Origin of the sequence: Shewanella phaeophyticola (assembly GCF_025398315.1) — a bacterium.
Lineage (GTDB): Bacteria > Pseudomonadota > Gammaproteobacteria > Enterobacterales > Shewanellaceae > Shewanella > Shewanella phaeophyticola.
Genome location: NZ_JAODOQ010000001.1, coordinates 1,567,905 through 1,581,404, shown reverse-complemented (window position 1 = coordinate 1,581,404; position 13,500 = coordinate 1,567,905). Strand labels below are relative to the sequence as shown.

Genomic DNA, 13,500 nt, shown 5'->3' with positions numbered 1-13,500 from the left:
TTCATCGGTAGATGAATCAACCTGGGTTGACTCATCAGCACTTTCAGATGTTGCTTGAGCTTGTACGGCCGCTTTTTTCGCTTTATCTTCAGCTGCCAGTTCTTTGGCTAATTCAGCCGCTTCTTTTTTGACTAGTGCAGCTTGTTCTTCAGCAAGCAGTCGCGCTTTTTCTTGCTCTTCAAACTTCGCTAACTCTTCTTCTTTACGGCGTGCTTTTTCAATTGCACGTTGCTCAGCCTCTTCCGCTTCGCGAATAGCGCGGGCTTCTGCAGCGGCTTTCGCTTCGGCTTCGGCTAATGCTTTTGCTTTACGGTCGGCTTCATCATCTAATGCGCGCTGAATAACCGCTTGGTCTTGGGCTTCTTGTGGTAACAAGCTTATCAACTCAATCCCTACAGGATAGTCAAATGGCCCCACGCCAGACAAGACTTTCACTTTACCTTCTTTAGTTAGGTACACCAGCGGCATCGCGGTTTCGCCATAACGCTTTTTAAAGTGTTCATAGGTAAAGTTTTCAGTAATGTTGGTGACTTTTAACACCGCGCCTTTGGCCATTAAGCTGGCAATTTTGGCATATGAAATATTTTCACCAAACAAACACAAGCGTTTTAAATACGACTCTGACAACTGGTGGCGAGCACTGCCGCTGTCGGCGTTGTTCAAACCATAAACCTTTTCAACCCCAAGTAAGTCTTGGAAATAGAAGGTCACTAATGGGTTTAACTGACGGTAAGGCGACATCACTAACACACGGCCAACACCACTTAAGTCCATGTAGGTTTCAGCATGTTCAGAGGCTGGGTTACCAAAATAAACTGGAATGTTTTCCATACGCGCCTGGCGAATACTGTCCCAGTTATTATCAGCTAACACCACCTTAATGTTTTTAGACATAAGGACTTTAGCCAGTTCACGTGAAAAATTAGACGCGCCAAAAATTAATAACCCTTGGTTTGAACCTTCTTTTACGCCCAAATATTTTGCCCATCGCCCAGCGGTTAAACTTTGAATTACAACCGTACCAATAATCACTAAAAACACTAATGGTACAATCGAGCTGGCGCCTTCTAAGCCAACTTCTTCTAGCTTAATCGCAAATAATGATGAAATCGCTGCGGCGACAATACCGCGTGGTGCAACCCAGCTTAAGAACCATTTTTCTTTTGATGATAAATTAGTCCCAAGCCCCGATATCCAAATACTTAATGGTCTTGCTACAAACATCACCACTAATAACACAGCAAAACCACCAAAACCAAGCTCGAGCATGGCGCCAGAATCTAAGCGCGCCGCTAATAGAATAAACAATGCCGAAATAAGTAGCACAGTTAGGGTTTCTTTAAATTCTAAAATATCAGCAATATCTACGCCGCGCATGTTAGCCAATAAGATCCCCATAACGGTTACTGTCAATAAACCTGACTCATGCTGAACTAAGTTAGAGCCAACAAACACCCCAAGCATAATGGTTAATACTGCGGTATTGAGTAAGTAGTGTGGGAATAAGTTTTTACGGATAGCCAAACCCGTTAAATACCCTGCAACAGCACCTAAACCAAACCCAATGACTAAGGTTAAGCCAAGAGCATGTAATACATGTGTCGTCGGATCATTCGATACCGCTATATATTCAAACACCAATACCGCCATTAAGGCGCCAATGGGGTCAATCACAATGCCTTCCCAACGTAAAATGCTGGCAAGGTTAGATTTTGGTTGAACGGTACGTAGCATAGGTACAATTACAGTGGGGTCGGTTACCACCACTAGAGCGCCAAATAATGCGGCAATACTCCAATCAAAACCCATTAAAAAATGCGCAGCAGGCACAATCACTAACCAGGTGATTAATGCACCGATACTCACCAGGTTGGTGACCATGCGGCCGTGATCTTTGATCTCTTTAAAGTTAAGTGTGAGTGCACCTTCAAACAGGATGACTGCAACCCCTAAGGAAATAATCGGAAATAGCAAATCACCGAAAATCTCATCGGGATCTAAAATGCCTAGAGCTCTGGCCTAACAGTAAACCACACAGTAATAGCGGTAAAATAGCGGGTAATCGTAACTTCCAGCCCACCCATTGACACAAAAGCGACAGCACACCGATTAATGCCAGCATGCCTGTGATGTGTTCAACCATATTTGATTCCTTTTTTAATAACACTGCAATAATTAGCCACACTTGCAATGTGCTTCACGATAATACGTGAACTATTTTCTCTATCTGGCTTGATGTTTTATAACCTAAGCCAACCAAGGTAAATGTGATGTAAACGATAACACCTTGTGCCATCAGAATTTTTTGCTCTTTATAAAATAACTGCCTCAGCAATAAAAAATACACGATGCGCCGTGAGAAATTCAGCATATAACATACTAATTTTACTACATGATCAAGTGTTTTTTGACGATTATCACATTTCCTACAATTCGCAAAATTTGTTATTAAGCCTATAATTTAATTGTTAAATATTTATGTCGAATTATCATCTCACCTTTATCTTACAGACGATTAAATCAGCAAAAAAAACCTTGGAATACCAAGGTTTTATTTTTTTCATGCTAAATAATCAATACAAGTTACTGCGGCACGCGCACCTTACCTTCCATTAACACCCTAGCACTGCGGCTCATAATGGCTTTTTTCACTTGCCATTGACCGTCGATAAGTTGCGCTTCAGCGCCCACACGTAATGTGCCAGACGGATGGCCAAACCGCACTGCACTGCGTTCACCACCGCCAGCAGCTAAATTAACTAAGGTGCCAGGAATGGCTGCGGCGGTACCAATAGCCACTGCTGCCGTACCCATCATGGCATGATGCAATTTACCCATCGACAATGCACGTACTACTAAGTCGATGTCTGCAGTGGTCACCGCTTTACCACTTGAAGATACATACTCACTGGCAGGGGCGACAAAAGCCACTTTCGGCGTATGTTGGCGCGCTCCGGCTTCATCAATGTGTTTTATTAAGCCCATTTTAACCGCACCATAGGCACGAATGGTTTCAAACATGGTTAAGGCTTCGTCATCATTATTAATGTTATCTTGCAGCTCTGTGCCCACATAATTGATGTCTGCTGCATTAATAAAGATGGTCGGAATGCCTGCATTAATCATGGTGGCATTAAAGCTGCCAATACCAGGCACATCAAGTACATCAACCACATTACCGGTTGGGAACATCGCACCTTCGCCGTCGGCAGGGTCTAAAAACTCCACTTGTACTTCTGCGGCAGGAAAGGTCACGCCATCCAGTTCAAAGTCGCCGGTTTCTTGCACTTCACCGTCAGTCATGGGCACATGAGCAATAATGGTTTTTTGAATATTGGCTTGCCAAATCCGCACTATTGCGGTGCCATTGTGCGGCACACGGTTTGGGTCAATTAAGCCGTTGCTGATGGCGAACGATCCCACTGCTGCTGTTAAATTACCGCAGTTGCCGCTCCAATCAACAAAGGGTTTATCAATGGCAACTTGGCCAAACAGATAATCAACATCGTGATCGGCTTGAGTGCTCTTTGATAAAATCACGGTTTTACTGGTGCTCGAGGTTGCCCCGCCCATGCCATCAGTGTGTTTACCATAGGGATCTGGGCTACCGATAACCCGCAATAACAAGGCATCACGCTCAGGATAAGCAACCTGAGCGGCTTGAGGTAAATCCGTTAAACTGAAAAATACCCCTTTACTGGTGCCACCGCGCATATAAGTGGCGGGTATTCTAATTTGTGGTAAATGAGCCATAACAACATCCTACAAAAAATGAAAAATCGGTAGCCTAGGGTCTGTTGATCTTTCAAGGTTATTTTTGCAGCGAATTGTTGGCCATTACTCACATTTACAACTGCGCGGCAGAGACTTTGAGGTGTAGTTATTCTACATAAAAAGTCGATAACGCAGTAAAAATGGTCAACAAACGCTGCCCGAAGGGTTCGGCTAAAAACGTTTTACTCTTTGTTAAATGGATTTTGCTTAGATTGCTAGGCATCAATCCATTCGCCTCGATTAAAACGTTTTTAACTCGAACAAAATTCAACCAGCAAAGATCAACAGACCCTAGTAACACACTGCCGATATAGCGATTAAGAACTAGCTAGCCGCTTCGTTGGCTAAAAAGTCTTGCGCAAAGCGTTGCAGAACACCGCCCGCCTCATAAATTGAGCACTCTTCAGCAGTATCTAAGCGGCACTTAACTGGAATCGTCACTTGCTCCTTATCAAGACGCGTCATCACAACAGACAACATGGCTCCTGGTTTTGGAGTGCCAACGACATCAAAGGTTTCTGTGCCGTTAATCTCATAGGTATGACGGTTTTCACCTTTAATAAACTCAAGTGGTAATACGCCCATTCCGACTAAGTTGGTACGGTGGATCCGCTCAAAACCTTCTGCCACAATCACTTCGACACCGGCAAGACGTACTCCTTTTGCTGCCCAGTCTCGTGACGAACCTTGGCCATAATCAGCACCGGCAATAATAATCAATGGCTGCTTACGTTCCATGTAGGTTTCAATGGCTTCCCACATGCGGGTAACTTGGCCTTCTGGCTCAATACGGGCTAACGAACCTTGGCGAACATTGCCGTTTTCCTGCACCATTTCGTTAAACAGTTTAGGGTTAGCAAATGTCGCACGCTGCGCGGTTAAGTGGTCACCACGGTGGGTGGCATACGAGTTAAAATCTTCTTCTGGTAAGCCCATTTTAGCTAAATAAGCACCTGCGGCGCTGTCGAGCATAATCGCGTTCGATGGTGATAAATGGTCTGTAGTAATGTTGTCACCCAATACCGCTAACGGACGCATACCCTTCATGGTGCGCTCACCGGCTAATGCGCCTTCCCAATAAGGTGGACGACGAATATAGGTACTTTGTGGCCGCCAGTCGTACTGCGGATTAACATGGCTGCCATATTCAACTTTTATGTCAAACATAGGCTCATATACCTTGCGGAACTGCTCTGGCTTAACGCTGGTTTTAATGACGGCATCGATTTCTTCATCGGTCGGCCAAATGTCTTTTAAGGTGACAGGATTGCCATCTTTATCGATACCTAGGATATCTTTTTCAATATCAAAACGAATGGTACCAGCAATGGCATAGGCAATGACTAATGGCGGTGAAGCCAAGAATGCTTGTTTAGCATATGGATGAATACGACCATCAAAGTTACGGTTACCCGACAATACAGCAGTGGCGTATAAATCACGGTCAATCACTTCTTGTTGAATCACAGGATCCAACGCGCCGCTCATGCCATTACAGGTGGTACAGGCAAAACCAACAATGCCAAAACCTAAGTTTTCAAGCTCGGGTAACAAGCCTGCTTCTTCTAAATACAATTGCACCGCTTTTGAGCCAGGGCCAGTGATGACTTCACCCAAGGCTTACGCAATAAACCGCGGGCATTAGCATTACGGGCTAACAAGCCGGCAGCAATCATATTGCGCGGATTACTGGTATTGGTACAACTGGTAATTGCGGCAATAATTACCGCGCCGTCTGGCATTTTACCTGGCTCGTTTTCAACCACGCCACTGATCCCACGAGCGGCAAGTTCCGAAGTAGGCACGCGGTTATGCGGATTTGATGGCCCAGCAATGTTACGCCCAACGGTAGAGAGATCGAAATGCAACACGCGCTCATATTCCACTTCAGTTAAGGTATCAGCCCATAAACCCGCTTGCTTAGCGTAAGTTTCAACTAGCTTAACCTGCTCATCATCACGGCCAGTGAGTGTTAAATAATCAATAGTTTGTTTATCAATATAAAACATCGCGGCAGTTGCGCCGTATTCTGGGGTCATGTTGGTAATGGTTGCACGGTCACCCAAGGTTAAATGGGTCGTACCTTCGCCAAAAAACTCTAAATACGACGACACCACTTTTTGAGCGCGCAGGTACTCTGTTAACGCAAGTACGATGTCGGTCGCGGTAATACCTGGTTGTGGTTTGCCGGTAATTTCAACGCCTACAATGTCTGGCAAACGCATATACGATGCGCGGCCTAACATAACACTTTCAGCTTCTAACCCGCCCACACCAATGGCGATAACACCTAACGCATCAACATGCGGAGTATGGCTGTCGGTGCCGACTAAAGTGTCAGGAAATGCCACGCCATTGAGGGCATGAACCACTGGCGACATTTTCTCTAAGTTGATTTGATGCATAATGCCGTTACCCGGTTGGATAACATCAACGTTTTTAAACGCCGTTTTGGTCCAGTTAATAAAATGGAAACGGTCATCATTACGGCGGTCTTCAATGGCGCGATTTTTTTCAAAGGCGTCTTTTTCAAAACCAGCATGCTCAACTGCAAGCGAGTGATCGACAATCAATTGTGTCGGCACGACTGGATTTACTTTTGACGGGTCGCCGCCTTTTTCAGCAATAGCGTCACGCAGACCGGCTAAGTCAACCAATGCGGTTTGGCCTAAAATGTCGTGACACACTACACGCGCTGGAAACCACGGAAAATCTAAATCGCGTTTGCGTTCAATTAACTGCTTTAGCGAGTCAACCAGCATATCAGGTGAACAACGGCGTACTAAGTTCTCGGCAAACACACGTGAACAATAAGGTAGTTTGGCATAAGCACCGGGCTCAATGGCGTTAACCGCTTCTTGAGTATCAAAATAATCGAGCTGAGTGCCAGGTAGAGATTTACGGTATTGAGTATTCATAACAACATCCACAGTTAATACAAATTGGGTGATCGACTATCAAAATCGAAAAAGCCGAGCCTTAAAGCTCGGCCAGTGGATTAACGTTGGCTAATTGGCACAACTTTACGAGGCTCACTACCCACATAATCAGCACTTGGGCGAATAATGCGGTTATTTGAGCGCTGCTCCATTACGTGCGCAGCCCAACCGGTTAAGCGTGAACAAACAAAGATTGGGGTGAACAGTTTGGTTGGAATGCCCATAAAGTGATAAGCCGAGGCATGGAAAAAGTCTGCGTTACAGAACAGCTTTTTGGTGTCCCACATAAACTCTTCACACGCGACAGAGATGTCGTATAACGAAGTATCGCCATGTTCATGGGCTAGTTTTTCAGACCAGGCTTTAATGATCACATTACGTGGATCAGACACGCTATAAATTGCATGACCAAAGCCCATGATTTTTTCTTTACGTTCTAACATGCCTGCCATTTGCGCTTTGGCATCAGCCGGTGAGCTGAACTTTTGGATCATGTCCATGGCGGCCTCGTTAGCGCCGCCGTGTAATGAGCCACGTAAAGTACCAATAGCGCCCGTGACACACGAATACATATCAGATAAGGTTGATGCACATACACGCGCGGTAAAGGTAGAGGCGTTAAATTCATGCTCTGCATAAAGAATTAACGACACATCCATCACTTTACGATGTTGATCAGACGGCGTTTCGCCGCGTAGCAATTTAAGAAAATGACCACCAAGCGATTCTTCATCTGTAGTGCAATCAATTTCTACACCGTCATGGCTGTAGCGATACCAGTAACACATAATGGCAGGAAATGCGGCCAATAAACGGTTAGCTGCCTGGTGTTGTTGAGTAAAATCCACTTCAGGTTCAAGGTTCCCTAAAAATGAGCAACCGGTGCGCATCACATCCATTGGGTGAGCGTCAGCAGGGATCAGCTTAAGTACCGCTTTTAACGCATCGGGTAAATCACGCTGCGCCGTTAACTCGGCTTTGTAAGCACTTAATTGTGCAGATGTCGGTAATTCGCCATTAAATAATAAGTAAGCAACTTCTTCAAAGGTGGCGTTATCTGCCAAGTCTGACACATCGTATCCGCAATAAGTCAGGCCAGAACCTGATTTACCTACGGTACATAATTTTGTTTCGCCAGCACTTTGACCACGTAATCCTGCACCTGATAATTTCTTGTCTACCATGATATATCTTCCTTCTTATGCTTGCTGTGTGCCCCCATCAAGGACACACATATGTAGGGTTTGAGTCTTGTTGTTTATCTTTATTTTATACGCTTATTTGTTTTTGCCTTCCGCAAATAAACTGTCTAATTTTTGCTCGTAGTCGTGATAACCCAGGTAATCATAAAGCTCCATGCGTGTCTGCATGCTGTCAACGACGGCCTTTTGATCGCCGTCGGTTAATATGGCGCTGTAGACCATTTCAGCCGCTTTATTCATGGCTCTAAATGCGCTTAATGGGTACAACACCATTGCCGCGCCCCACTCACCTAACTGCTGTTTATTCCATAATTCGGTTTGGCCAAACTCAGTAATGTTAGCCAAAATAGGCACATCTAACGCTTGTGAGAATGCGCGGTAATGTGCTTCGGTTTTAATCGCTTCAGCAAAAATACCGTCTGCACCTGCTGCTACATAGGCTTTAGCACGTTCAATCGCAGCGTCTAAGCCTTCTTGAGCAAACGAGTCGGTACGCGCCATAATGAAAAAGTCTGGATCGGTACGCGCATCAACCGCCGCTTTAATGCGATCGACCATTTCCTCAACGGGCACAATCTCTTTATTAGGGCGGTGACCACAACGCTTTTGCGCCACTTGATCTTCCATGTGCACCGCGGCTGCACCGGCTTTTTCCATATCACGCACGGTTTTAGCAATGTTAAACGCCCCGCCCCAACCGGTATCAATATCGACCAATAAAGGTAAGTCACAGGCTGAGGTAATACGTTGTACATCCACCAGCACATCATTAAGTGATGTCATACCTAGGTCTGGTAAACCGTATGATGCATTGGCCACACCGCCGCCTGACAAGTAAATGGCTTGATGACCAATTTGTTTAGCCATCATTGCTGAATAGGCATTAATAGTGCCCACAATTTGCAATGGTTTGTTATTAACTAAGGCTTGACGAAATTTTTTCCCTGCGCTCATGCTATTCCCCTTTATACAATGTCGTGAGTGACGTTTCACGCCACATGTCAGCGATTACAATAATTTATGTTCGATACTGTTTTTAGAATATAAAATGTGGCGGCGCATTAGCATTTCAGCCAATTCAGCGTCACGATTTAAAATGGCTTGAACAATGTGTTTGTGTTCATCATAAGCGGTGGTCACACGCGGCTCCGCCATGCCAAGTTGTACGCGATACATGCGCACTAAATGATAAATGCCATCAAATAACATAGAAATTAGGTGCTTGTTTTTACTACCTAAAATAATCCGATAATGAAAGTCCACATCACCGGCTTCTTGATAATATGACTCACCGCCTTTGACCTCATCAAAATGAGATTGTAATAATGCGCTTAAGTCGGCAATTTCTTCGTCGGTCATATTGGTTGCCGCTAAGCGTGCGGCCATGCCTTCAAGCGATTCGCGCACTTGATACAACTCAATTAACCCTTGCGGCGACAACGCCACCACCCGAGCACCCACATTGGCTTTACGCTCAACAATGTGACAAGACTCCAAGCGATTAATGGCCTCACGGATCACGGCGCGACTGACCGCAAACTTTGTCGACAATTCAGTCTCGCTTAACTTTGAACCGGCTTCAATACGACCTTCGACGATGTCGTCGCGTAGTGCTATAAAGGTCTTATCTGCAGCGGTTATCGGTTGGCTCATAGTGATACCTTGAACATGTAAATAGAATAATTAACACCAAGTTGTCGACAATATAGCAAGTTTAGAACATAAAACAACCATAAAAGGCTACTTATTGTCGACAAAGTGCATTTAATGATCAGATAAACGCTTAACCGGTGTTTGGCTTGCATCTCTAATAAGCAATGCATGCTAAAATGACGACCAATATCGTGCCTCACAGATCAACCTAGCTACACGACAAGGAATGCGCATGACCCAGCCATCAGGTCCCACAATTAGAGCTGATTCATTTATTCATTCATGTGGTTAATGCCGGTGGTTTTTCGCCTGCCGCAACTGCATTACAATTACCCGTCGCGACGGTGAGCCGAAAGATCAGCAAATTAGAACGTAATCTGAATACTCAGCTGATCATGCGCAGCACACGCAAATTACGCTTAACAGAAGAAGGCGGCGCGCTGTTTGACCGTTACCATCAACTCGTTGCGCAATTTGACCAGTTATCTGCAACCCATATTAATGAGCAACAGTCGACTTTACGGATCTGTACGCCCATCTCGATTACGTCGATGATCCTGATTGATGCGATAAATGATTTTTCTAAGTTACATCCACATATACAGCTGCATGTGACGCAAAATAACAGCACGATTGATTTGATTGATGAAGGTGTTGATATTGCCATTGTCGGTGGTGCTCAACCCGACTCGTCGTGGGTATCGACATCACTAGGTGTGCTGGATTATGGGTTATACGCCTCTGCCACATTTGCCGAAAAGTTGACCGAGTTACGTCATCCACAGCAATTAATTCAGTTCCCTTTGATTAAAGTATGGCCACTGTTTAATTGGAGCCTTAAACATAAAAACGGTCAAGAATTTTACTATGACGCTACCAGCAAAACTGACCTTAGGCGATATTCATGCTGCGGTTAAAGCCACTGTGGCAGATGGTGGGATTTTGTATGGGCCCGCATTGTTTGTTAAGCCGCAGCTTGAGCAAGGCGAACTGGTTAGAGTATTACCAGACTGGGCTGGAGAGCATCGCAGGATCAGTATTTTATATCATCAGCGCCGACAACAACCGCTAAAAGTGAAGCTGTTTATCGAGTTTATTCAGCAACGTTGTATCAGCATTTTTGATCTATTTTAACGCCTAGCATAAAAGAGATGTGTCCAATAATGAGTTAGCAATACCTACCATACAAACTCAAACTCAACTCGCCCTTCACCGTGAGATAAAGCGATTGGCATACGTGAACCTTCAATGCCCAAATAAAAAATGCTTTGCCACAGCATTAAAACGTTCGCCATCATGGAGTAACACGCTCTGTGCCAATACTCTATCTATCTCTTCTAAGCTGAATTTTCCTTGTCGTTCTTTTAATAAGGCTGCCATAAATGGAAAAGTAAATTCAGGGTGCCCCTGGACCGTTAATACTTGGTCTCGATATTTTGTTATATAGTTAGGGCAAAACACATTACCCGCTACCACTTCAAAATCAGGGGCTGGTTTAATGACTTGATCTTGATGAATGGCAATTAAAGATAAGCCTTCTCCCTGCTTAAGCTCTCCCAAATCCGTAAACAACATAACATCGTATATGCCAAGTCCCCATCCTTTATCTGATTTCTGTATTTCACCACCTAGTGCGTGATTGATGATTTGGTGGCCAAAGCAAATTCCAAATAACTTTTTACGAGCATGGAACGCTTTATAAATAAATTGGTTTAATGGTTCAAGCCATTCGTCCATATCATTAACGCCAGCAGGGCTGCCACCGATGATATATACATCACATACATCTACATCTTGTGGAAATTCATGTATCTGGTATACATTCCAAACACTAACTGAACTTGATGACTTCAAACTAAATTGCTGCTCTAAGCACGCCGAATATTCACCAAACTCGGCCTGAAGAGGCTCAGGAGTGTCGCCACACAATAATATTCCGATTTTCATATTAAACTCTGATTTTGAAAAGAATTAGGGAGCAAGTACACCATAATTGATGTACTTGCACTTAGCAGGCTAGAACACGTATTGAAATAGCACACCACCAAGGATTGCCGTGGTTAAAATGATAGAAACAAATGCGATAACAGCTTTTGGTTTTAGCACCGAAGAGACCAAAGCAATTTCAGGTAAGCTCGCGCCAGTCCCGCCAATGATAAGCGCCATTGCAGAGCCAAGCCCCATTCCTTTAACTATTAAAACTTTTAGTAAGGGTATTGCCATTTCGATGCGCAAATACAGAGGGACACCAATGAACGCTGCAAATATGATTGATAGAATGTTGTCACCACCGACATATTTTTCAACTAGTTCAGTTGGTAGGTAAGCGGCAGATACTCCACTAATCAATGCTCCAAGTAGTACGTAAGGGATAATTTTTTTAAAGAGTGCCAATGCAAAACGTAGTGCATTTTGTGTTTTGCTGGGCTCTGTTCCAACGATCGTCGAGGGTTCTACTGAGCCACAGCCACTTCCTGGGTTTGCATTAATCTGCGTCATCTTAGGTGCAGGGGCACAAGCTGAAACGCTAGGTGCTGCTGAGCAGGATGGAGCTGGCGAACAACTTGATGGTGCTGCTCCTTTATCTAACTCGCCATCTCGTTTGATCTCATTACGCCACGGTGTTTTGGTAATGAACCAGCCACCAAAGACGGCTGCAAGGAAAGTTAGCGCTAGGTAGGTTGCGGTTATTTTAAATCCAAAAGTGGCATACACTAAAGCCAACACAATGAAGTTACATAAAGGCGCTGAAATTAGGAAGCTCAATACTGTACCTAAGGACACTCCCATTGTCGCCATTCCCATCGTTACAGGTACGACCGATGCGCTACAAAAAGGCGTCAACATTCCAAATAATGCACCGAATAACGATTCCCACTTTTCATGCTTAGTGAGCTTTTTCTGTAATTTGTCCTGTGGAATATACTCACGCATAAAGCCTGTCAAGATTGAAACTATGGCAATAACAATCACCAACGCCCCCCCAACATGGATAAACTCGTTGAGTGCAATCATTAATTTATCTGTATTCACAATATCACCTTAAAAAATGTAGATCTTAAATGTGAAAGCAATATATACACAGATGCACATCTGTGCAAGTATGCATGTTAATTTGTGAGAAAATAATGTTGTGTCGATGGTGGTCGTCTCGGGTTAATGAGAGCTAACGAGAGTTATTAATGTCAGGAGAAGTAGATGAACAAAGCAATTTTTAAGAGCTTAACTAAGCTGTGTGCATATACTCATCTGTTTAAGATGATTTCGGCATTTTTAAGTGGTAAGGACATATCAGAGTTAACTAAGGGAGGGCGTAATACCGCACTGCTGGGGATTTTCTGCCCTTTCTTTTGGTTTGCCCTATTTTCTGGCGCAGATGAAGCCGAAGTCATGTTTCACGGTACTCATTCAAGTATCGTTTTCTTCATAGGAATCGCTATAATGGTACATGGTAATAGAAAAACATAAAGCAGTGATGGACGATAATTATATTGACGCGCTAAAAGCGCTTGCTGAGCCCAATCGACTACGTCTATTTTGGTTGTTAGTTCATGTAGATCAACGTATTACAGTTGCTGAAGCAATGGATGTAACGGGGGAGACTCAATACAACGCTTCACGTAGTTTAAAAATGCTCTATAAAACAGGCTTACTCACCCAAGAAAAACGAGGCAAGTGGGTTTACTACACACTTGCTTATCAACTTGAGCCTCATTTAGACAAATTAATTGAGTCAGTGCGTTGCCTGCCGAAAGAAAGATTTTCTGACATCACGACCCGATGTAAACAAAGGCTTTCAATGCGCGTAGATGGCGAATGCATGATTGGGGCAAATAGCGAGGAATGGTTAAATTTAATATCTTAACGAGTAGCTATTATCTTTCGAGAGTAACATTTAACTAGAATGGCAAGACGTTATATTTTGGCAGGTT

General features: G+C 44.1%; 8 protein-coding genes and 3 pseudogenes. 3 read left to right on the top strand and 8 right to left on the bottom strand.

From position 1 onward, the window contains the following. Positions 1–210 precede the first annotated feature (210 nt). The 6 genes and pseudogenes from N4T56_RS07465 to N4T56_RS07440 form a co-directional block, all read right to left on the bottom strand. Positions 211–2,143: pseudogene (locus tag N4T56_RS07465) on the bottom strand (cation:proton antiporter); the annotation flags it as partial. Between the two features lie 440 nt (positions 2,144–2,583). Beyond that, positions 2,584–3,753, bottom strand: coding sequence for a 2-methylaconitate cis-trans isomerase PrpF (gene prpF, locus N4T56_RS07460; protein ID WP_261732777.1), 1,170 nt, complete (start codon positions 3,751–3,753; stop codon positions 2,584–2,586). Positions 3,754–4,098: 345 nt separating this feature from the next. After that, positions 4,099–6,692, bottom strand: a pseudogene (acnD, locus tag N4T56_RS07455) (Fe/S-dependent 2-methylisocitrate dehydratase AcnD). A gap of 80 nt (positions 6,693–6,772) precedes the next feature. After that, positions 6,773–7,897 (bottom strand): bifunctional 2-methylcitrate synthase/citrate synthase, encoded by a 1,125-nt coding sequence (gene prpC / locus N4T56_RS07450; RefSeq protein WP_261732776.1) that lies wholly within the window; start codon positions 7,895–7,897, stop codon positions 6,773–6,775. 93 nt (positions 7,898–7,990) lie between these two features. Further along, complete coding sequence (prpB, locus tag N4T56_RS07445) at positions 7,991–8,869, bottom strand: methylisocitrate lyase (RefSeq protein ID WP_261732775.1); 879 nt, start codon at positions 8,867–8,869, stop codon at positions 7,991–7,993. 54 nt (positions 8,870–8,923) lie between these two features. Beyond that, positions 8,924–9,568 (bottom strand): GntR family transcriptional regulator, encoded by a 645-nt coding sequence (locus tag N4T56_RS07440; RefSeq protein WP_261732774.1) that lies wholly within the window; start codon positions 9,566–9,568, stop codon positions 8,924–8,926. Positions 9,569–9,831: 263 nt separating this feature from the next. On the opposite strand from N4T56_RS07440, the pseudogene N4T56_RS07435 reads away from it, so the two are divergent. Beyond that, positions 9,832–10,702, top strand: a pseudogene (locus N4T56_RS07435) (LysR family transcriptional regulator). 111 nt (positions 10,703–10,813) lie between these two features. Here N4T56_RS07435 and N4T56_RS07430 read toward each other — a convergent pair. Both N4T56_RS07430 and N4T56_RS07425 read right to left on the bottom strand, forming a co-directional pair. Beyond that, positions 10,814–11,497 (bottom strand): type 1 glutamine amidotransferase, encoded by a 684-nt coding sequence (locus N4T56_RS07430; protein WP_261732773.1) that lies wholly within the window; start codon positions 11,495–11,497, stop codon positions 10,814–10,816. Between the two features lie 87 nt (positions 11,498–11,584). Further along, positions 11,585–12,601, bottom strand: coding sequence for a permease (locus tag N4T56_RS07425; protein WP_261732772.1), 1,017 nt, complete (start codon positions 12,599–12,601; stop codon positions 11,585–11,587). Positions 12,602–12,766: 165 nt separating this feature from the next. On the opposite strand from N4T56_RS07425, the gene N4T56_RS07420 reads away from it, so the two are divergent. After that, a complete protein-coding gene (locus tag N4T56_RS07420) occupies positions 12,767–13,036 on the top strand; it encodes a hypothetical protein (protein WP_261732771.1) in 270 nt (89 codons plus the stop codon). Positions 13,037–13,043: 7 nt separating this feature from the next. Further along, entirely contained in the window at positions 13,044–13,433 is a 390-nt protein-coding gene (locus N4T56_RS07415) for an ArsR/SmtB family transcription factor (protein ID WP_261732770.1), read from the top strand. Positions 13,434–13,500: the final 67 nt, after the last annotated feature.

Excerpts from the sequence above, each read along its gene's own strand:
- prpB (WP_261732775.1), bottom strand. The coding sequence starts at position 8,869 with ATGAGCGCAGGGAAAAAATTTCGTCAAGCCTTAGTTAATAACAAACCA.
- prpF (WP_261732777.1), bottom strand. The coding sequence starts at position 3,753 with ATGGCTCATTTACCACAAATTAGAATACCCGCCACTTATATGCGCGGT.
- prpC (WP_261732776.1), bottom strand. The coding sequence starts at position 7,897 with ATGGTAGACAAGAAATTATCAGGTGCAGGATTACGTGGTCAAAGTGCT.
- N4T56_RS07415 (WP_261732770.1), top strand. The coding sequence starts at position 13,044 with ATGGACGATAATTATATTGACGCGCTAAAAGCGCTTGCTGAGCCCAAT.
- N4T56_RS07420 (WP_261732771.1), top strand. The coding sequence starts at position 12,767 with ATGAACAAAGCAATTTTTAAGAGCTTAACTAAGCTGTGTGCATATACT.
- N4T56_RS07440 (WP_261732774.1), bottom strand. The coding sequence starts at position 9,568 with ATGAGCCAACCGATAACCGCTGCAGATAAGACCTTTATAGCACTACGC.